This is a genomic window from Sphingomonas hengshuiensis (assembly GCF_000935025.1).
In the GTDB taxonomy this organism is placed as follows: Bacteria; Pseudomonadota; Alphaproteobacteria; order Sphingomonadales; family Sphingomonadaceae; genus Sphingomonas; species Sphingomonas hengshuiensis.
This window is the reverse complement of the sequence record NZ_CP010836.1, coordinates 2,752,686-2,771,460: the sequence shown is the minus strand read 5'-3', so window position 1 is coordinate 2,771,460 and position 18,775 is coordinate 2,752,686. Positions and strand designations below refer to the sequence as shown.

17 protein-coding genes are annotated in these 18,775 nt (G+C 69.5%); 13 read left to right on the top strand and 4 right to left on the bottom strand.

The annotated features are described in order from the left end of the window. Nucleotides 1–2: 2 nt before the first annotated feature. Genes TS85_RS12250 through TS85_RS12230 form a run of 5 tightly spaced genes read left to right on the top strand, consistent with a single transcriptional unit; the run spans nucleotide 3 to nucleotide 5,945 of the window. Entirely contained in the window at nucleotides 3–935 is a 933-nt protein-coding gene (locus tag TS85_RS12250) for a BKACE family enzyme (RefSeq protein WP_044332488.1), read from the top strand. Between the two features lie 4 nt (nucleotides 936–939). Beyond that, nucleotides 940–2,994: a hydantoinase/oxoprolinase family protein gene (locus TS85_RS12245; RefSeq protein WP_044332486.1), complete on the top strand. Its 2,055-nt coding sequence runs from the start codon at nucleotides 940–942 to the stop codon at nucleotides 2,992–2,994. A 4-nt stretch (nucleotides 2,995–2,998) separates the two neighbouring features. After that, nucleotides 2,999–4,756: a hydantoinase B/oxoprolinase family protein gene (locus tag TS85_RS12240; protein ID WP_044332484.1), complete on the top strand. Its 1,758-nt coding sequence runs from the start codon at nucleotides 2,999–3,001 to the stop codon at nucleotides 4,754–4,756. Beyond that, entirely contained in the window at nucleotides 4,753–5,499 is a 747-nt protein-coding gene (locus tag TS85_RS12235; protein WP_044332482.1) for an SDR family oxidoreductase, read from the top strand. The genes TS85_RS12240 and TS85_RS12235 overlap by 4 nt, the downstream gene beginning before the upstream one ends. Next, nucleotides 5,496–5,945 carry an acyl-CoA thioesterase gene (locus TS85_RS12230; RefSeq protein WP_227698464.1) on the top strand — a complete coding sequence of 150 codons (450 nt, stop codon included), beginning with the start codon at nucleotides 5,496–5,498 and terminating at the stop codon, nucleotides 5,943–5,945. Before TS85_RS12235 ends, TS85_RS12230 begins: the two co-directional genes overlap by 4 nt. Before the next feature lie 89 nt (nucleotides 5,946–6,034). Here the strand turns inward: TS85_RS12230 and TS85_RS12225 are convergent, their stop codons facing one another. From TS85_RS12225 to TS85_RS12215, 3 genes are all read right to left on the bottom strand, one after another. Beyond that, nucleotides 6,035–6,733 carry an alpha/beta fold hydrolase gene (locus TS85_RS12225; protein ID WP_044332478.1) on the bottom strand — a complete coding sequence of 233 codons (699 nt, stop codon included), beginning with the start codon at nucleotides 6,731–6,733 and terminating at the stop codon, nucleotides 6,035–6,037. A 78-nt stretch (nucleotides 6,734–6,811) separates the two neighbouring features. Next, nucleotides 6,812–7,627 carry a hydrolase 1, exosortase A system-associated gene (locus TS85_RS12220; protein ID WP_044332476.1) on the bottom strand — a complete coding sequence of 272 codons (816 nt, stop codon included), beginning with the start codon at nucleotides 7,625–7,627 and terminating at the stop codon, nucleotides 6,812–6,814. Further along, nucleotides 7,615–8,253, bottom strand: a complete 639-nt coding sequence (locus TS85_RS12215; protein ID WP_044332475.1) for a hypothetical protein — start codon at nucleotides 8,251–8,253, stop codon at nucleotides 7,615–7,617. Before TS85_RS12215 ends, TS85_RS12220 begins: the two co-directional genes overlap by 13 nt. A gap of 256 nt (nucleotides 8,254–8,509) precedes the next feature. Here TS85_RS12215 and TS85_RS12210 point away from each other — a divergent pair, with 256 nt between their 5' ends. Beyond that, entirely contained in the window at nucleotides 8,510–9,442 is a 933-nt protein-coding gene (locus TS85_RS12210) for an IS110 family RNA-guided transposase (protein WP_044329758.1), read from the top strand. Nucleotides 9,443–9,630: 188 nt separating this feature from the next. On the opposite strand, the gene TS85_RS12205 is transcribed toward TS85_RS12210, so the two are convergent. Then, a complete protein-coding gene (locus tag TS85_RS12205; RefSeq protein ID WP_227698463.1) occupies nucleotides 9,631–9,903 on the bottom strand; it encodes an acyl carrier protein in 273 nt (90 codons plus the stop codon). Nucleotides 9,904–9,977: 74 nt separating this feature from the next. Here TS85_RS12205 and TS85_RS12200 point away from each other — a divergent pair, with 74 nt between their 5' ends. From TS85_RS12200 to TS85_RS12170, 7 genes are all read left to right on the top strand, one after another. Further along, the gene (locus TS85_RS12200) at nucleotides 9,978–11,465 is read left to right on the top strand and encodes an acyl-CoA ligase (AMP-forming), exosortase A system-associated (protein WP_173426228.1); all 1,488 of its coding nucleotides are present in this window, start codon (nucleotides 9,978–9,980) and stop codon (nucleotides 11,463–11,465) included. Beyond that, complete coding sequence (locus TS85_RS12195) at nucleotides 11,462–12,685, top strand: pyridoxal-dependent decarboxylase, exosortase A system-associated (RefSeq protein WP_044332472.1); 1,224 nt, start codon at nucleotides 11,462–11,464, stop codon at nucleotides 12,683–12,685. The genes TS85_RS12200 and TS85_RS12195 overlap by 4 nt, the downstream gene beginning before the upstream one ends. Nucleotides 12,686–12,785: 100 nt before the next feature. After that, nucleotides 12,786–13,430, top strand: a complete 645-nt coding sequence (locus TS85_RS12190; RefSeq protein ID WP_044336214.1) for an XrtA/PEP-CTERM system exopolysaccharide export protein — start codon at nucleotides 12,786–12,788, stop codon at nucleotides 13,428–13,430. Between the two features lie 7 nt (nucleotides 13,431–13,437). Continuing rightward, on the top strand, nucleotides 13,438–14,952 hold the full coding sequence (locus TS85_RS12185; RefSeq protein WP_044332471.1) for an XrtA system polysaccharide chain length determinant: 1,515 nt from the start codon (nucleotides 13,438–13,440) through the stop codon (nucleotides 14,950–14,952). 4 nt (nucleotides 14,953–14,956) lie between these two features. Continuing rightward, nucleotides 14,957–16,015 (top strand): AAA family ATPase, encoded by a 1,059-nt coding sequence (locus TS85_RS12180; protein WP_044332469.1) that lies wholly within the window; start codon nucleotides 14,957–14,959, stop codon nucleotides 16,013–16,015. Further along, nucleotides 16,012–17,604 (top strand): hypothetical protein, encoded by a 1,593-nt coding sequence (locus TS85_RS12175; protein WP_052507881.1) that lies wholly within the window; start codon nucleotides 16,012–16,014, stop codon nucleotides 17,602–17,604. Before TS85_RS12180 ends, TS85_RS12175 begins: the two co-directional genes overlap by 4 nt. A 16-nt stretch (nucleotides 17,605–17,620) precedes the next feature. Continuing rightward, a complete protein-coding gene (locus TS85_RS12170) occupies nucleotides 17,621–18,775 on the top strand; it encodes an AAA family ATPase (RefSeq protein ID WP_044332468.1) in 1,155 nt (384 codons plus the stop codon).

Below are 18,775 nucleotides of genomic sequence, written 5' to 3'. Positions count from 1 at the left end.
GCGTGAGAAAGACTGGCAAGGCGATCATCACCTGCGCCGTGACGGGGTCGATCCATACCCCCAGCATGTCGCCCTATCTGCCCGTGACGCCGGAGCAGATCGCGCAGCAATCGATCGAGGCGGCGGAAGCGGGTGCGGCGATCCTGCACCTCCACGCCCGCGATCCCAAGGACGGACGCCCCTCGCCCGATCCGGCGCTGTACCTGGAGTTCTTGCCGCGCATCAAACAGTCGGTCGATGCCGTGATCAACATCACCACCGGCGGCGCGCCGGGGTTCAGCGAGGAGGACCGGCTGGCCGGGCCGCTGGCTGCCAGCCCCGAGATGACCTCGCTCAACATGGGGTCGATGAACTTCGGCTTTTTCGGGCTCGCCGACCGCTTCGACTGGCAGCATGACTGGGAACGCGCGCTGATGGAGGGGAGCAAGCGCTTCCCCGCCAACCATAATTTCGCGCTGATCGAACGCATCATGATCGAGCTGGGGCAGGGGCATGGCACCCGCTTCGAATATGAATGCTACGACATCGGCCATCTCTACACCGTCAAGCATTTCGCCGATGCGGGCCTGATCAAGCCGCCGTTCCTGATCCAGGGCATTTTCGGGATTTTGGGCGGGATCGGCGCCGATCTCGAGAATTTCATGGTCTTCAAACAGACCGCCGACCGGCTGTTCGGCGAGGACTATCTGCTCTCCTGCTTCGCCGTCGGGCGCCCGCAGATGAAGTTCCTGGCGCAGAGCGCGCTGGTCGGCGGCAGCGTCCGCGTCGGGCTGGAGGACAGCCTGTTCATCGGCAAGGGCGAACTGGCGACCAGCAATGCCCAGCAGGTGCGCAAGATCCGCACGATCCTGGAAGCACTCGACATCGACGTCGCCACGCCCGCGGAGGCGCGCGCGATGCTCGGCCTCAAGGGCGGCGACCAGGTGGCGTTCTAGGGTCATGCGCTTCGCAACCGATACCGGCGGCACCTTCACCGATCTCGTCGTCGAGGACGATGACGGGTCGATCACGCTGCACAAGGCACCCACCGTGCCGTCCGATCCGGTGGCGGGGGTGCTCGACGCGCTGACCGTCGCGGCGGAGGCGCGCGGGCTGACGCTGGCGGGGTTGCTGGCGAAGGCCGATAGCTTCATCCACGGCACGACGCACGCGATCAACGCGATCATCACGGGCCGTGCGGCAAAGACCGCGCTGCTGGTGACGCAGGGGCATCGCGACATGCTGTTGTTCCGCGAAGGCGGGCGTACCGAGCCGTTCAACCACACCATCGCCTATCCCCAGCCCTATATCCCGCGCGGGCTGACCTTCGAGGTGCCCGAGCGCGTGCTGGCCGACGGCAGCGTCACGCTGGCGCTCGATGAGGATGCAGTGGTCGCGGTGCTGGGCGATCTGCGCGAGGCGGGCGTCGAGGCGGTGGCGGTCGCGCTGTTGTGGTCCACGCTATACCCGGCGCACGAGCTTCGCGTCGGGCAACTGATCGAGCAGCATCTGCCCGGCGTGCCGTACAGCCTGTCGCACGCGGTCAACGCGACGCTGCGCGAGTTTCGCCGGGCATCGTCGGCGGCGATCGACGCCTCGCTCAAGCCGCTGATGACGCGCTATCTGGGCGGACTCACCAGCCGGCTGGCCGAGGCGGGGTTCGGCGGCAATGTGATGGTGCTGACCAGCGCGGGCGGGATGGTCGATGCCGCCGAAGTGGCTGCGGCGCCGATCCGTGTCATCAATTCCGGCCCGTCGATGGCGCCGGTGGCGGGGCGCTATTATGCCGCGCGGGAGGGGGCGTGGCGCACCGCGATCGTCGCCGATACCGGCGGCACGACCTATGACATCAGCCTGGTCAGCGACGGGCGCATCCCGATGACCCGCGACCTTTGGATCGGCCAGCCCTATCGCGGGCATCTGGCGGGCTATCCCTCGGTCGACGTCAAAAGCGTCGGTGCGGGCGGGGGCAGCATCGCGCGCGTCGACGATGCCGGACTGCTCCATGTCGGCCCGGACAGCGCCGGATCGACTCCCGGCCCCGCCTGTTACGGACGCGGTGGCACGCGCGCGACGGTGACCGATGCGTGCGTCGTGCTCGGCTATGTCGATCCCGACTTCTTCCTGGGCGGCAAGATGAAGCTCGATGCCGCCGCAGCGCGCGCGGTGGTCGCCGCCGACGTCGCCGATCGGCTGGGCTGCGGAATCGAGGCGGCGGCATGGAGCATCCTAGACCTTGCCACAGAGAACATGGTCCAGGCGATCCAGGAACTGACGGTCAACCAGGGGATCGACCCCGCCGAGGCAGTGCTGATCGGCGGCGGCGGGGCGGCGGGGCTGAACTCGACCTTCATCGCGCGGCGGCTGGGGTGCCGGCGGCTGCTGATCCCGGAGACGGGCGCGGCGATGAGCGCGGCGGGGGCGATGATGTCCGACCTGTCGACCGAATATGCCGCCACCGTCCACAGCAGCACCGAGGCGTTCGACACCGCGCGCGTCAATGCAGTGCTCGACCGGCTGCGGGCGCAGGCGCAGGGTTTTGCAGACCGCGCCGGGTTGCCGGGTCGGATCGCGTTCGTCGCGGAGGCGCGCTATGCCGGGCAGGTGTGGGACATCGACGTCCCGCTGCCCGATGCGGCCTTTGCGAGCGAGGCCGATGTCGCGGCATTCCGCGACGCATTCGACGCGATGCACGAGCAGATCTTTACGATCCGCGACGCCGCCTCGGCGGTCGAGCTGGTCGGGCTCCGCGCGCGGGTGAGTTGCACCGCGCGCCCCGAAAGCGACTTCCGCCTGCGAACCGATCCGGAGGCGGCTGCGCAATCGCGCCATCGCCCGGTCTATTTCGCGGGCCGCGGCTGGACCGATACGCCGGTCCTGCGCTGGGACTCGATCCCGGCGGACCGGGACATTCCCGGTCCCGCGCTGATCGAATCGAGCTTCACCACTGTCGTCGTCGACCCTCCGGCGCGGTTCCGCCGCTCGGGTGACGGCGCGCTCCTTATCGAGGCTTGATCGCATGGCCACTCCCCTGAACGGCGCCGAGATGGCGGTATTGCGCAGCCGGCTGGACGGCGTGGCGCGCAAGATGGCGAACACGCTGCTGCGCACCGGGCGATCGGGCGTGCTCAATCGTGCGCGCGATTTCTCGTGTTGCCTGCTCACGGCAGAGGGCGAGTTGCTCACCGCCGCGGACAGCCTGCCGATCCATGTCCTGTCCGGCCCCGATTTGATGGCACGATCGATGCTGGCGTTCCACCCGGAGCTGCGCGCGGGCGATGCGTTCCTGCACAATTCGCCCTATCATGGCTGTTCGCACCCCGCCGATCTGTCGGTGATCGCGCCGGTCATGGACAGCACGGGGCGGCATCGCTTCACGGTGCTGGCCAAGGCGCACCAGGCCGATATCGGCAACTCGCAGCCGACGACGTACATGGCGACCGCGCGCGACGTATATGAGGAAGGCGCGCTGATCTTTCCCGCGGTGCAGGTGCAGCGCGATTGGCAGGACATCGCCGACATCATCCGCATGTGCGAGGTCCGCATCCGCGTGCCGCACCAGTGGAAGGGCGACTACCTCTCGACGATCGGCGCGGCGCGGATCGGGGAGAAGGCGCTGGTCGCGCTCGCCGAGGATGTCGGCTGGGACCGGCTCGATGCCTTTGCCGAGCAGTGGTTCGACTATTCGGAAAGCCGCATGGCCGATGCGCTGGCGAGGCTGCCCGCAGGCATTGTGACGGGCACGAGCACGCATGACGGCTTCCCCGGCCTGCCCGCAGAGGGTGTCCGGATCAGCGCGAAGATCGCGGTGATGCCCGACGCGGGGCGGGTGACTGTCGACCTGACCGACAATCCCGATTGCATCGCATCGGGAATGAACCTGTCCGAGGCTTGCGCACGCACCGCCGCGATGATCGGGGTGTTCAACAGCATCGACCATAGCGTACCCAAGAATGCGGGATCGTTTCGCCGGATCGACGTGAAGCTGCGCGTCGGCTGCATCGCGGGCATCCCGGTCCATCCGTTCAGCTGCTCGGCGGCGACGACCAACATCGCCGATCGCGTCGCGAACAGCGTCCAGACCGGGCTGGCCCAACTGGGCGAGGGGATCGGGATGGCGGAGGTCGGATCGGTGATCGCGCCCTCGGCAGGCGTGGTGTCGGGCACCGACCCGCGCACCGGCAAGCCCTTCGTCAACCAGATATTCCTGGCGATGAGCGGCGGCGCGGCGAGCCCGCATAGCGATGCATGGTGGACGATCGGGCATGTCGGCAATGCCGGGCTCTGCTGCATCGACGGCATCGAGTTGACCGAATTGTCGCAGCCGATCGTCGTCCATGGCCGTGGCTTCCTGCCCGATACCGAAGGGGCGGGGCGGCATACCGGCGCGCCCTCGACCATTGTCGAGTTCGGCCCGGTCGGTGGCGGCTTCGACATCGGCTATCTGTCCGATGGCCACGTCAACGCGGCGACCGGGGTGCGCGGGGGGACCGCCGGGGGCGCGGCAGACCAGTATATGATCGAGCCCGACGGCACCCGATCGCCGCTCCCGGCGGCGGCGCAGATCAGCGTGGCCGAGGGGCAGCGGATCGTCGCCATCTCCTGCGGCGGCGGCGGCTATGGCGCGCCGGGCGATAGGCCTGTGGCAGCGGTGGTCGCCGATGTCGCGGCAGGGCTGCTCAGCGTCGAGCGGGCGCGCGCGGTCTATGGCGTGGCGATCATGGACGGAGCGGACGACGCTGCGGCGACGACCGCGCTGCGGGGCGTGGCGGCATGAGCGGGCGCAGCGTGCTGGTGACCGCAGGTGCTGCCAATATCGGGCTGGCGATTGCATTGCTGTTTCACGAACGCGGCGACCGGGTGGCGGTGTGCGATGTCGATCCCGAAGCGCTGGCGCGCGCGGCTGCGGCGGGGCTGGATGCGCATCACGCCGATGTTTCCGATGCTGGAGCGGTCGATGCGCTGGTCGCGGGGCTCCCGCCGGTCGAGATACTGGTGAACAATGCCGGGCTCGCAGGGCCGGTCGGCGGGATCGAGAGCAACGATCCCGAGGCGTGGGCGCGCTGCTTCGCAGTCAATGTCCATGGCGCATTCCATACCATCCGCGCCGTGACCCCCGCGATGCGCGCAGCGGGGCGGGGCGTGATCGTCAACATCTCGACGGCGTCGGTGGTCACCGGGCTCCCCAACCGCACCGCCTATATCGCCTCCAAATATGCACTGGAGGGAATGACGAAGAATTGCGCGCGCGAGCTTGGCCCGGCGGGAATCCGCGTCAATGCGATCCGCCCCGGCTTCATGGACACCGACCGAATGCGCGGGATCATGGCGCGGATCGCGGGCGAGCGCGGGCTTCCGGTGGAGCAGGTGGAGGCCGAGGCCCTCGGCTATATCTCGCTGCGCGCCAAGGTGCAGCCGCGCGAGATCGGCGAGATGGCGCATTTCCTCGCTTCCGACGCAGCGCGGAGCGTCACCGGCCAGATCGTCGGCGTCGACGGCAATGCGGAGTGGGAAGGATGACCATGGCAGCCGAGGCCCGGGCGATCGAATGCGGGCTCGCGGTGGTCCATCCCTGGCTGTGCGACGCGATGGGGCATCTGACGACGCGCAACTATCTGGGGATGTTCGACGACGCGGCGTACCAGCTCTTCGCGCTGCTCGGCTATGACGCCGCTGCGGCAGAGGCCGAGCATTGGGGCTGGGCCGATGTCCGGCACGAGATCGACTATCGCGCTGAACTGCGCGCCGGGGCGGTGGTGCGTGTGGATGGCCGGGTGACGGCGCTCGGGCGGTCGTCGATCCAGTGCGCGTACCGGCTGTTCGACCGCGCGGCGCCGACCCCAGCCGCTATGCTGGTGGCGAAGACGGTGTGCTTCGACCTTGCCGCGCGGGGTGCGCGACCGTTGCCGCCCGAAATCATCGCGCAAGCAGCCAAGCAATTCGGGGTCATGCCCCGCAGCGCGTGACGCTCGTTCGGGCAGGGCTATCGCGTTTGCACCGTAGTCGCCGTCACCCTTCCGCGCCTTTGGCGGTCTCTCCTCCAAAAGGGACAGGATCAGCCCGCTACCGCCTCCACCGCCTCAGCAATCACCCCCGCCACGTCGTCGGGCATCGACAGCAGCGACAAGTGGCCGGCGGGCAGCTCCGTCACCTTTGCCTTCATGTTCGCGGCGAATGCGCGCTCCAACTCCACGCTCACCACCCGGTCCTGTGCCGAGACGATGTACCAGTTGGGGCGCGACGCCCAGGCGGGGCGGGTGACGGTGTCGCCGAAGGTGCTGGCGGCGAGCGGGGGCTGGAGGGCGGCCAGGGTGCGGGCTTCGATTTCGGGCAGGTCGGGGGCGACATCCTCGATCCAGCCCTGTTCGGCGAGCTTGAGGAAGCCGGTGCCGTCGTCGACGATGTGCGCGAGCGCGGGGGGCGGGGGATAGGCGCCGACCAGCGCGCCGAGGGTTTCGCCCGCATCCGGCGCGAAGGCGGCGACATAGACCAAAGCCTTGACCTTCGGGTCATTGCCCGCCTCGGTAATCACTGCGCCGCCCCAGCTATGCCCGACCAGCACGACCGGGCCGTCGATCGCGGCGAGCGCGCGGCGGGTGGCGGCGACGTCGTCGGCGAGCGAAGTGGTGGGGTTCTGGACCGCGACGACGGCGATGCCGCGCGCCAGCAACAGCGGGATGACGCGGCGCCAGCTCGATCCGTCGGCCCAGGCGCCGTGGACGAGGACGACAATGGGGGTGGTGGCGCTATCCATCTTCTATGCTCCTGTGCGGGTGTGGAGCGAGTGTCGGGCGAGGGCCGGTGGCCGGCAATCATGCGACCGGGGTCGGTTTTAATCCAAAGGGATAGCCGGATCGGCGGCGAGCGCTTCGGTGACGCGGGCGAACAGCCAGTCCTTGTCCGCCGCCGAGGCGAAGCTGTGGCTGGCGCTGTCGAGCGTGTGGAGCGTGGCGCGGGTGCGGGCAGTGTCGAAGGCGGGGCGCTTCCAGGCATCGGCAAAGGCGAGCGCGGTGTTGTCGCGGGCGGCGAGGAGGACCGTTACCGGGGCTTCGGTCGCGGCGAGCGCGGCGGCGAGGCGGATCGCGAGGTCCTCCGGGGCCTGCGACGGCCTTCGCGCTGCTTTCCGTAAGCCTTTGGCAAATTGTCCGAAATCGAGACCGCCGCGCAGCGCGCGGAGCCAGGTGTTCGGGTCGCGGAGCTTTTCCGCATAGCGCGCACGGATCGCGGCGGCGGGGGGAAGCGCGTCGGTCGGCTCGACCGCCCAGGGATTGGCGAGGATCAGCCCGTCGATGCCCGCCTCTCGGTGGTAGAAGGCGAGCGCAGTCGCGGCATCGCAATTGCCATAGGCGATGATGCGCGAAACGCCGCTCTCCGCGCGGAAGGCGGCGGCGGCGGCGGCGATGTCGTCCGCGCTGCTTGCATAGCCGCGATTCTCGCCGGTCGAATCGCCGATCCCGCGCCGGTCGAAGCGGAACACCGGATGCCCCGCCGCCGCGACGCGCTGGGCCAGCAGCGCCATGCCGCGATGCGCGCCGATGCGGATCTCGTTGCCGCCCGAGACGAGGAGCAGCCCGGTGCCGCCGGGCGCCTCGTCGAACGTGCCGAGCAGCGTTTCGCCGGCGAGCGGGAAGGCGATCAACCTTCGCATGATCGGACCCAGTCGGCGATGTCGTCGGCGAGGCGCGCGGCGAGCGCGGGGTCGTTGTGGGGCTCGGCCCGGCGCCAGAGCGGGGCGCCGGGGACGCGGGCAGCGGCATCGCGTGGATTGCCGTCGAGCCGGATCACGCGCGCGGGATCGGGATGGGCATTGTCGAGCTCGGCGAGGAAGGCGGGGGAGAGGCGGTTGCCGCCGAAATCGTCGCCCTCGCTCGCGCTGCGCAGCCGGTGCAGTTCGCGGAGCAGTTCCGGCCCCGATTGCGGCGCGAAATGCCAGCGGCCCGCAAGCTGGGCGGCGCCGTCGAGCAGCGCGCCGCTGCGGATCGCCAGCGCATAGGCGCGTGCGCCGGTGCGCGCGGTGGCATGGGCATAGGCGACACGGAGATTGGCGAGGCGGATCGCCTCGGTCGGGAGCGGGCTCTCGCCTTGTCCCGGCAGATCGGGGAGCGCGCCGGCGATGCCGCGCTCGGCCAGCGCGCGCAGGATCGTGACGACGAAGGCGCGGGTGCGACTGGCTTCCTCGAACAGCGGGAGCGCGGCGATTACGACCGGGCCGGTGGCAGGGCCGAAGCGGAGCATCGCCTCGCGGCCGCCGGGCCAGTCGTAATGGGCGATCATAAGCGGGGTCGCGGGTGGGAGGGGGCGGGGGGGCGTGGAAAGCGGGGCGTGCGCCCTGTCTCTACGCCGTCATGCTTGTAACTTGCCAACTGCAGCATTGCATGAAGAATGCGGTGCGGCTTCGGCGGGAAGTTCGAATCATGCAAGGGTTGCAGAGCCCGTAGTTCAGCGTGAACAGCCCGCTGTAAGGTCATTGAACCCGAACAGTCGCTTGGGCCTCTGCAAGGCAAGCCCGATTGCGCAAGCCCGGGAGACGATGACCATGACGTATGTGGGTATCGATGTTTCGAAGGATCGCCTGGACGTCCATGTCTCGCCCGCGGGCGAGGCCTGGACGGTCGGGCGCGATGCCGAGGGTCTGGAGGCGCTGGTCGCGCGACTGGGCGTATCGGCCCCGTTGTGCATCGGGCTGGAGGCGACCGGGGGCTATGAGACGGTGGTGGCTGCCGCGCTGGGGGCAGCAGGCTTGCCGGTGGCGGTGATCAATCCCGCGCAGATCCGCCATTTTGCGCGCGCATTGGGCAAGCGCGCCAAGACCGACCCGATCGATGCCGCGGTGATTGCGCGCTTTGTCGAGGCAACGCGCCCGCCGCCGCGCGCACTGGCGGATACCGAGACGCGCGCGCTGGCCGACCTGGTGGCGCGGCGCCGGCAGATCATCGCGATGATGGTGAGCGAGCGCCAGCGGCTGCGGCGCGCAACGCTTCTGCCGCTGCGCAAAAGCATCGAGCGCCTGCTGGCTGCGCTGCAAAAGGAACTGTCCGACCTTGAACGGACGATCGACGAGGCCGTGCGGGGCTCGCCCTTGTGGCGCGATCAGGAGGCGCTGCTGACCTCGATCCCAGGCGTCGGCCCGACCACCGCCCGCACGCTGCTTGCCGAACTGCCCGAACTCGGCCAGCTCGGACGCCGCCAGATCAGCGCGCTCGCCGGCGTCGCGCCCTGGACCCGCCAGTCCGGCCAATGGCGCGGAAAGGCCATGATCGGCGGAGGACGCCCCACCGTCCGCTCGGCCCTCTTCATGGCCGCACTCGTCGCCAGTCGCTACAATCCCGTGCTCCAGGCGCTCTATCAGCGCCTCATCGCCAGCGGAAAACCCAAAAAGGTCGCCCTGATCGCCCTCGCCCGCCGCCTGCTCACCTTCGCAAACGCCATCCTGAGGAGCAAATCCCCATGGCTCGCCGCTTGACGCCAAAGACAGTCGCTGAACTTGTTTCAGCATCCAACCCTCAACTTGCGGAACCGCAGCTTGTTGCACGATGGATGCTGAAACAAGTTCAGCATGACGGTTGGCAAAGGTGAAGGGCGCGTGGGCACGCGCACCCGGGCCCGGCCCCTCGCTTTCAGGGAGGGGCGTGCTTGGGGCCGCCCCCGGCGTCACCCCAGCGCCTTGTCGGCGGCGAAGCGGGTGAGCGCGCCGAAGCTTTCCAGCATCTCGCCGTCCACCTCGTCATCCTCGATCAGGATGCCGAGCCGGTCCTCGAGTTCGGTCAGCACGCCCGCCACCGCGAGCGAATCGAGTTCGGGGAGCGCGCCGAACAGCGGCGTATCCTCAGCGAACGCGGCGGCGCGTTCCTCGCTCAGCCCGAGTATGTCGCGCAGCACGGCGCGGACGCTATCCTCGACTTCGGCGAACCCTTCACGCTGCAACGATTGTCCCCTGCGACCCATTTTTCGCTGCCCTAAGGGTTGGCGGGGGCGCTGCCAAGGGTAAGGGTGGCGCGATGATCGCGCTCGATCCCACGCCATACCCGATCGACACGCTGCCGCTGCGCGGGCGCGGCGATGCCGTGGCATTGGAGGACAAGGGCGGCACGCTGAGCTTTGCCGAGCTGGAGGCGGCGGTGGGGGCGATGGCGCAGGCGCTGGCGCGGCACGGGCTGGCGCCGGGCGAACGCGTGGCGACGTGGCTGCCCAAGACGCGGGCGGCGTGCCTGATGCCGCTGGCGGCGGTGCGTGCCGGGCTGGTCCATGTGCCGGTCAACCCGGTGCTCAAGCGCGCGCAGGTGGCGCATATCCTGAGCGGTAGCGGCGCGCGGTTGCTGGTGACGCAGGGCGCGCGGCTGGCGGCGCTGGCGGCGGGGGACGTGCCGGGCGAGTGCCGGGTGCTGATCGAGGAGGACCTCGCCTCCGCCGACGCGCTGCCGCCGTCGCGCGCCGATCCGGGGGCGCTGGCGGCGATCCTCTACACTTCGGGGTCGACCGGGCGGCCCAAGGGAGTGATGCTGAGCCACGCGAACCTGTGGCTGGGGGCGATCAGCGTCGCGCAGTATCTGAAGATCGTGCCCGAGGATCGGGTGCTCGCGGTGCTGCCGCTCAGCTTCGACTATGGGCAGAACCAGTTATTCTCGAGCTGGGCGGCGGGGGCGCGGGTGGTGCCGCTGGATTACCTCACCGCGCGCGACGTGGTGAAGGCCGTTGCGCGCTATGGCGCGACGACGCTGGCGGGGGTGCCGCCGTTGTGGGTGCAATTGCTGGAGGCCGAGTGGCCCGCCGAGGTGGTGGCCAGCCTGACGCGGCTGACCAATTCGGGGGGCGCGCTTACGCCCCGGCTGGTGCGGGGGCTGCGCGCGCGGTTTCCGCAGGCGGACCTCTATCCGATGTATGGGCTGACCGAGGCGTTTCGGTCGACCTATCTCGATCCGGCGCTGGTCGACAGCCATCCCGAGTCGATCGGGCGGGCGATTCCCTTTGCCGAGGTGCTGGTGGTCGGGCCGGACGGGGCGCGGGCGGCGCAGGGCGAGCTGGTCCATGCCGGGCCGCTGGTCGCGCAAGGCTATTGGCGCGATCCCGAGCGGACCGCCGAACGCTTCCGCCCGGCGCCGGACTTCGCGGTGAGCGATGGACTCGCGGTGTGGTCGGGCGACACCGTGGCGGAGGGGGCGGACGGGCTGTTGCGCTTCGTCGGGCGCGATGACGAGATGATCAAGTCGGCGGGCAACCGGATCAGTCCGACCGAGATCGAGGACGCCGTGCTCAGCGGCGGCGAAGCGGCGGAGGCGGCGGCGTTCGGGGTGCCCGACGAACGGCTGGGCCAGGCGATTTTGGTGGTGGTGCGCGGCGATCCGGCGCTTGAGGGCGCGTTGCGGGACAGGTTGCGCCGCGAATTGCCCAGCTTCATGCAGCCGTCGCGCTATGACTGGCGCACCGAGTTGCCGCGCAATGCGAACGGCAAGCTGGACCGGACGGCGTTGAGGGCGGAATTGCGATGACTCCAAAACCGGTCGGGCCGATTCCCGCCGACTATGCCGGACAGGCGGCTTTGACCTTGGGCGGGCAAGGCGTGGCGGCGCTCGCCGAGGCGGGGACGCCGGTCTATCTGTACGACGGCGCGGCGATTGCGGCGCGGGTGGCGCGGTTGCGCGCGGCGCTGCCGGCGCAGGTCGGCGTGCATTATGCGATCAAGGCCAATCCGTTCGCGCCGCTGCTCGCGGCGATTGCGCCATTGGTCGACGGGCTCGACGTCGCGTCGGCGGGCGAGCTGGACAAGGCGATGGTGCATAAGCCTGCGTCGGCGATCAGCTTTGCCGGGCCGGGGAAGCGCGATTTCGAGCTCGAGGCGGCGATCCGGGCAGGGGCGACGATCAATCTGGAGTCCGAGGGCGAGGCTGCGCGGGCGCTGGCGATCGGCGCGGGGCTGGGGGTGGCGCCCCGGCTGGCGGTGCGGGTGAACCCCGATTTCGAGTTGCGCGGATCGGGGATGAAGATGGGCGGGCGCGCGTCGCCGTTCGGGGTCGATGCGGCGCGGGTGCCCGCGCTGGTGCGGCGGCTGATCGCGGAAGGGGCGGACTGGCGCGGGTTCCACATCTTTGCGGGGTCGCAGTCGCTGGATACCGACGCGGTGATCGAGACGCAGGCGGCGACGGTGGCGCTGGCGGCGCGGCTGGCGGAGGAAGCGGGGGCGGTGCCGCCGCTGGTCAATCTGGGCGGCGGGTTCGGCATCCCCTATTTCCCCGGCGACAGGCCGCTGGAGGTCGAGGCGGTCGGCGCGGCGCTGGGCGAGGTGCTGGGGCAGGTTTCGGGCGTGGACTTCGCCGTCGAGCTGGGCCGCTGGCTGGTCGGTGAGGCAGGGGTTTACGTGACGCGGATCGTCGACCGCAAGGTCAGCCAGGGGGAGATTTTCCTGGTGGTCGATGGCGGGCTCAACCATCATCTGGCCGCGACGGGCAATTTCGGGACCGTGGTGCGGCGCAATTATCCGGTCGCGCTGGCCGAGCGGATCGGGGCAGCCCCAGAGGAGACCGTGACGATCGTCGGGCCGCTCTGCACGCCGCTCGACCGGCTGGCCGACCGGGTGGCGTTGCCGCGCGCCGAGGTCGGCGACCTCGTCGCGATCTTCGCATCGGGCGCCTATGGCCCGAGCGCGAGCCCGGCGGCGTTCCTGGGACATGTCCCGGTTCGGGAAGTGCTTGTCCCGGCGCCTAACGCCTAAGTCTATCTTTACCTTTACCGCGCATAGCGGAGCCCGATCCAAGCGGGGATGCGGTCGAGACGTCGGCCGTGCCTGTGCCCGCGCGGGAGGGAGCTTGATGATGCGTACCACGTTGTTCGGCAGGGTTTTTGCAGCGCCATTGGCGGGCGCGCTCCTGCTATCGGGATGCGCCGGCGGCGGCGGACGGCCCGAATTGCCGCCCGCAGGCGCCGCATCGGCGCGCGAAGTCCCCAGCGACGAATATATCATCGGCCCGCTCGACCAACTCAACGTCTTCGTATGGCGCAACCCCGAATTGTCGGCGAAGGTGCAGGTGCGCCCCGATGGCCGGATCACCACCCCGCTGATCAGCGACATGCCCGCAGTGGGCAAGACCCCCGCGATGCTCGCCGACGACCTGAAATACGCGCTGGGCGAGTATATCAAGGACCCGATCGTATCGGTGATCGTCGAGAATTTCTCGGGCACGTTCAGCCAGCAGGTCCGCGTCGTCGGCGCGACCGAGAAGCCGGCGTCGATCCCGTACCGCGCCAACATGACCGTGCTCGACGCGATGATCTCGGTCGGCGGGCTGTCCGAATATGCCGCGGGCAACCGCGCCCGGCTGGTCCGCGCCGACAAGGCGACCGGGCGCCAGCGCGAATATCGTATCCGGCTGGGCGACCTGCTCAAGAACGGCGACATTTCCGCCAATGTCCGGCTCGAGCCGGGCGACGTCATCATCATTCCCGAGAGCATGTTCTGATCCGCTGATGGGCAGCCTGTACGAAGATCTTCGCGCGGCATTGCACGCGGTCTGGATGCGCCGCTGGATCGCGCTGGCGGTGGCGTGGGGCGTGTGCCTCGCGGGCTGGATGATCGTGTCGCAGATGCCGAACAAATATGAATCGCATGCGCGCGTGTTCGTCCAGCTTCGCCAGATCCTGCCGACCGACGGCACGACGGCGGCGGACCAGCAAAAGGATATCGACCGGCTGCGCCAGACGCTGACGTCGGCGATCAACCTGGAGAAAGTGGTGCGCGGCACCGATCTGGCGCGGACCGTCGCCAGTGACCGCGACGTCGCCGACCGGATCGCCTCGCTCCAGCAGATGATCAAGCTGACCGCGCAGCAGGACAATCTGTTCGAGATCACCGTGACGGCGTCGAACGGCAAGCTGGCCAGGCAGATCGCCCAGAAGATGATCGACATCTTCGTCGAGGGCAATCTGGCCGACAATCGCACCGAGACGAGCCAGTCGCTGTCGTTCCTCGACGAACAGCTCGATACAAGGCAAAAGGCGTTGCAGGAGGCCGAGGCCAAGAAGGCCGATTTCCAGGCACGCTATCTGGGATCGATGCCGGGCACCGGATCGCTCAACGACCGCATCGCCGCCGCGCGCACCCAGCTTGCACAGATCCAGTCCGATCTCGCCGCGGCGCAGAGCAGCCTGGGCGCGGTCAACGCGCAGATGGCGGGAACGCCCGCGACGGTGGCCGGGGCAGGCGGCGGTGCCGTCGCCGGGCCGGCGCGGGCGCGGCTCCAGGCGATCCAGGGCCAGATCGCCGAAGGGCGCTCGCGCGGATGGACCGACAGCCATCCCGACATGATCGCGCTGCGCAGCCAGCTGAGCGCCGCCCAGGCCGCCGCGCGCAGCGAGCCGGTGGGCGGCGGCGGGGGCGGCGGTGCCACCAACCCGCTGTTCCTCAGCCTGAAATCGATGCAGGCCGACAAGGCCGCAACCGTCGCCGCGCTCAACCAGCGCCGCAGCCAGATCCAGGGCGACCTGGCGCAGCTCCAGTCGAAGATCGCCGAGGAGCCCGGCGTCGCCGCCGAACAGGGGCAGATCGACCGCGAATATCAGGTGCTGAAGGATCAATATGACAAGCTGCTGACCGATCGCGAGCAAGTGAAGCTGCAAGGGCAGGCGCAGAGCGCGACCGACGCCGTCAAGTTCAGCGTGATCGACCCGCCGACCCAGCCGCGCACCCCGACCGCGCCCAACCGTCCGCTGCTGCTGACCGGGGTATTGGTCGCGGGGCTGGGCGCCGGGGTGGCGGCGGCGTTCGTGCTGGCGCAGCTGCGGACGACCTTCTCGACGGCGTCGCGGCTGGAAAAGGCGAGCGGGATGCCGGTGATCGGATCGATCGGCGAAGTCGTGACCGCCGCGCAGACCGCGATGCGGCGCAAGATGTTGACGCTGTTCGCGGGGGGCGTCGCGGCGCTGGGGCTGGCCTGGCTGGGGCTGGTCGGCGTCGAATTCGTCCAGCGCGGCATGGGGGCCTGAAGCGATGAACGACCAGACTCCCCGGCGCTATCGCGGTTCGCTGATCGAGCGCGCCGCCGCCGCGAACCAGTTTGCCCCGGCGCCGACGCCGCCGACGGATCAACCAGTTCCGCCATTGCCTGTGTCGCGGGCCGAGCCCCTGGCGCCGCCGCTGGTGCAGGACCAGCGCGAGCCGCTGCCGCCGCTTCAGGTCGAGCCGGAGCGCACGCCGCCGCTCGTCGAGCCCGACGCCCCGGTGCTTCGCCGCGGGACCGCCGCCGACCCGGTGCCGCCCGCGCCGCCGCATCCCGATTATGCGCCCGAGCCCGGCAGCGGCCGTCGCTTCGCGCCGATCGATCGGCAGGCGCTGGTCGAGGGCGGGATGCTGGTGCCCGGCGGCACGATCACCTCGCTTGCCGAGGAATTCCGGATGGTGAAGCGGCAATTGCTGCTCACTGCGCGGGCGGTCGCCGCCGCGGACACGGTGAAGGCCGCCGATCGCGCGCGGATGATCCTGGTCTGCTCGGCACAGCCGAACGAGGGAAAGACCTTCTGCGCGATCAACCTGGCGCTGTCGATGGCGGCGGAGAAGGATGTCGAAATCCTGCTGGTCGACGCCGATTTCGCCAAGCCCGATGTGCTCGAACGGCTGGGGCTGCCGCAGGGGCCGGGGCTGCTCGATGCGCTGGCGGGGGCCGTGGACGATGTCGAGGCATGCATCGTCGATACCGATGTGCCCCAGCTTTCGGTGCTGCCCGCGGGGACCAAGACGACCAGCGACACCGAATTGCTGGCCAGCGACCGCGCGCGGGCGATTCTGGACGGGCTGGCGCAGGCCAATCCGCGCCGCATCGTGATCTTCGATTCGCCGCCTGCGCTCGCGGCATCGCCGGCAGCGGTGCTCGCGCTGCATGTCGGGCAGGTGCTGCTGGTGGTGCGCGCCGACCGGACCAGCGAGAGCGACCTGCGCGAGGCGGTGAGCACGCTCGACGGGTGCGAGCATATCCAGCTCGTGCTCAATTCGGTGTCGTTTCAGCCGGGCGGGCGTCGTTTCGGGACCTATTATGGGGAGACGGGCAAGTGACCCGCCTGATCTGCGCCGCCGCCGTGATCGCGGCGTGCGGGGTGCAGCCCGCGCTGGCGCAGCGGACGCGCGTATCGCCCTATATCGAGGCGAGCCAGGTGCTGAGCGCGGATCTGTCGGGCGGGGGCGACGTGCTGACCTATTCGACGGTCGCCGCGGGGGTCGATGCGAGCGTGCAGACGCGCCGCGTCGAAGTGCAGGTGAGTTACAAATATGAGCGGCGCTTCGCCTATGACGGCAGTCTGGCCAACGACCAGACGCATAGCGGGCTGGCGCGCGCGCGGGCGCGGGTGGCGCCGGGGCTGACGATCGAGGGCGGCGCGATCGCGACGCGCACGCGGGCGGATATCCGCGGCGATGCAGCGGGGACGACGCAGGGCAATATCCGCAACAGCAGCCAGCTCTATTCGGGCTATGTCGGCCCCAATCTTCAGACGCATGTCGGCCCGGTCTTTGCCAATGCCGCCTATCGTTTCGGCTATACCAAGGTCGAGGCGCCGGGCGCGACGGGGGTTGACGCAAGCGCGGCGCAGCTCGACCGGTTCGACGATTCGAAGGTGCATGTCGCCACCGCCAGCGTCGGCGTGAAATCGGGCGTCGTGCTGCCGGTGGGCGTCACCGTGAGCGGGTCGTACACGCGCGAGGACGCCGGGCAGCTCGACCAAAGGTTCGAGGGCAAATATGTCCGCGGCGACCTGGTCGTGCCGGTGCTGCCCACGCTCGCGCTGACCGCGGGGGTTGGCTATGACAAGATCCAGGTCAGCCAGCGCGACGCGCTGCGCGATACCGCGGGCAACGCAGTGACCGACGCCAATGGCCGCTATGTCACCGACCCCGCCTCGCCGCGGCGGCTGGCCTACGACCTCGACGCGGCGTTCTGGGACGGGGGCGTGATCTGGCGCCCCGGTCGGCGTACCTTCCTGGAGGCGCGGGTTGGACGGCGCTATGGATCGATGAGCTATACCGGATCGGCCAGCTACCAGATCGGGCGCGGCAGCGGGGTGCAGATCGGGGTGTACGACAATGTCCAGACGTTCGGCCAGCAGGTGGGCAGTGCGCTGTCGACGCTGCCGACCAGCTTCGTGACGACCACCGACCCGTTCGGCAATGAATTCGGCGGCTGCATCTATGGCACCACCGGCGCGGCGGCGGGCGGGTGCCTGAACAATGTCTTCGCATCGGCTGCGACCTCGGCCTATCGCTCGCGCGGGATTACCGGCGTCGCAGTGCTCAACCGCGGCAGCACGCGGCTGGGGATCGGCGGCGGTTATGCGCGGCGGACGTTCATCGCGCCGTCGAACAGCGCGGGTGCGGCGATCAATGGCACGTCGGACGAGAGCTATTACCTCCAGGGCTTCGGCTCGACCGATATCGGGCGTAACGGCGCGTTGAGCAGCAGCGTCTATGCCAGCTATTATACCACCGACCTGGCGAGCGACGCGGTGCTCGGCTGGGGCGCCAATACCGCCTATACGCATCGCTTCGGCCCGCTGGGGGCGACGGCGTCGCTGGGCATTTTCGGGTTCGAAAAGGATGGCGATACCAGCGCGGCGGCGCAGGCATTGCTGGGCCTGCGTTATGGGTTCTGAGAGTCGAGAGAAGACGATGTACGACGACCATTATGGATTGAGCGGGCGGCCGTTCCAGCTGACCCCCGATCCGCGTTTCTGGTTCGAAACCGCGTCGCACCGCAAGGCGATGGCGTATCTCGGCTATGGGCTGAGCCAGGGCGAGGGCTTTGTCGTCATCACCGGCGATCCCGGCGCGGGCAAGACCACGCTGATGGGCCATTTGCTGGGCGAGATCGACAGCGAGCGGCTGAACGTCCTCAAGATCGTGTCGAGCCAGCTCGGCCCCGACGACCTGTTGCGGCTGGTGTGCGCGGGGCTGAACCTCGATGCGACGGGCGCGACCAAGGCGACGATGCTCGCGTCGATCGAGCGCGCGCTGCACGAAGTCGCGCGCAGCGGGCGGCGGACGCTGCTGATCGTCGACGAGGCGCAGGCATTGGCGCTGGAGAGCCTGGAGGAGCTGCGGATGCTCTCCAATTTCCAGGCGAGCGGCTATGCGCTGCTCCAGATATTCCTGCTCGGCCAGCCCGAGTTCCGCGCGACGCTGGGTGACGCCAAGCTCGAGCAGTTGCGCCAGCGGGTGATCGCGACGCACCATCTGGAGCCGATGAATGCCGACGAGGCCGAGCCGTACCTGATCCACCGGCTGAGCTGTGTCGGGTGGCGGGGCAAGCCGCGCTTCACCAACGATGCGGTGGCGGCGATGTATCGCTGGTCGGGCGGGTCGCCGCGGCGGCTCAACCAGCTCGCGAGCCGGGTGCTGCTGTTCGGTGCGATCGAGCAGATCGAGACGTTTGGGCATGCCGAGCTGGCGGTGGTGATCGCCGACCTCGACAATGACACGATGCCGTCGGCGGCGAGCGCCGCGGGGCCCTCTGCAGCGGCGCGCGCGGCGACGCCGGCACCGGCGCGGGCGCCCTGGCCCGACGCGATGCGCACGGTCGATCCCTATGAACTGAGCGATCGCGCGCCGTTGCCGATGGGGACGCCGACGCCCGCAGTTCCGCCCGCGCCCGCCCCGGCGGCGGTGCCCGATGCCGCGATCGACGAACGCATCGCCAATCTGGAGCGGCAGATGCAGCAGCAGGACGAGGCGTTGCGCCGCGTGCTGACGCTGCTGGTCGACTGGGTCGAGAGCGGCGAGCAGCGCCGCCCGGACATCTCGGCAGTGCGCGGAACCGCGGCCTGA

What these genes read in the sequence shown, in the direction of transcription:
- TS85_RS12245 (WP_044332486.1), top strand. Translation starts at nt 940, where the DNA reads ATGCGCTTCGCAACCGATACCGGCGGCACCTTCACCGATCTCGTCGTC.
- TS85_RS12235 (WP_044332482.1), top strand. Translation starts at nt 4,753, where the DNA reads ATGAGCGGGCGCAGCGTGCTGGTGACCGCAGGTGCTGCCAATATCGGG.
- TS85_RS12230 (WP_227698464.1), top strand. Translation starts at nt 5,496, where the DNA reads ATGACCATGGCAGCCGAGGCCCGGGCGATCGAATGCGGGCTCGCGGTG.
- TS85_RS12240 (WP_044332484.1), top strand. Translation starts at nt 2,999, where the DNA reads ATGGCCACTCCCCTGAACGGCGCCGAGATGGCGGTATTGCGCAGCCGG.
- TS85_RS12185 (WP_044332471.1), top strand. Translation starts at nt 13,438, where the DNA reads ATGGGCAGCCTGTACGAAGATCTTCGCGCGGCATTGCACGCGGTCTGG.
- TS85_RS12200 (WP_173426228.1), top strand. Translation starts at nt 9,978, where the DNA reads ATGATCGCGCTCGATCCCACGCCATACCCGATCGACACGCTGCCGCTG.
- TS85_RS12190 (WP_044336214.1), top strand. Translation starts at nt 12,786, where the DNA reads ATGCGTACCACGTTGTTCGGCAGGGTTTTTGCAGCGCCATTGGCGGGC.
- TS85_RS12195 (WP_044332472.1), top strand. Translation starts at nt 11,462, where the DNA reads ATGACTCCAAAACCGGTCGGGCCGATTCCCGCCGACTATGCCGGACAG.
- TS85_RS12180 (WP_044332469.1), top strand. Translation starts at nt 14,957, where the DNA reads ATGAACGACCAGACTCCCCGGCGCTATCGCGGTTCGCTGATCGAGCGC.
- TS85_RS12215 (WP_044332475.1), bottom strand. Translation starts at nt 8,253, where the DNA reads ATGATCGCCCATTACGACTGGCCCGGCGGCCGCGAGGCGATGCTCCGC.
- TS85_RS12210 (WP_044329758.1), top strand. Translation starts at nt 8,510, where the DNA reads ATGACCATGACGTATGTGGGTATCGATGTTTCGAAGGATCGCCTGGAC.
- TS85_RS12170 (WP_044332468.1), top strand. Translation starts at nt 17,621, where the DNA reads ATGTACGACGACCATTATGGATTGAGCGGGCGGCCGTTCCAGCTGACC.
- TS85_RS12220 (WP_044332476.1), bottom strand. Translation starts at nt 7,627, where the DNA reads ATGCGAAGGTTGATCGCCTTCCCGCTCGCCGGCGAAACGCTGCTCGGC.
- TS85_RS12225 (WP_044332478.1), bottom strand. Translation starts at nt 6,733, where the DNA reads ATGGATAGCGCCACCACCCCCATTGTCGTCCTCGTCCACGGCGCCTGG.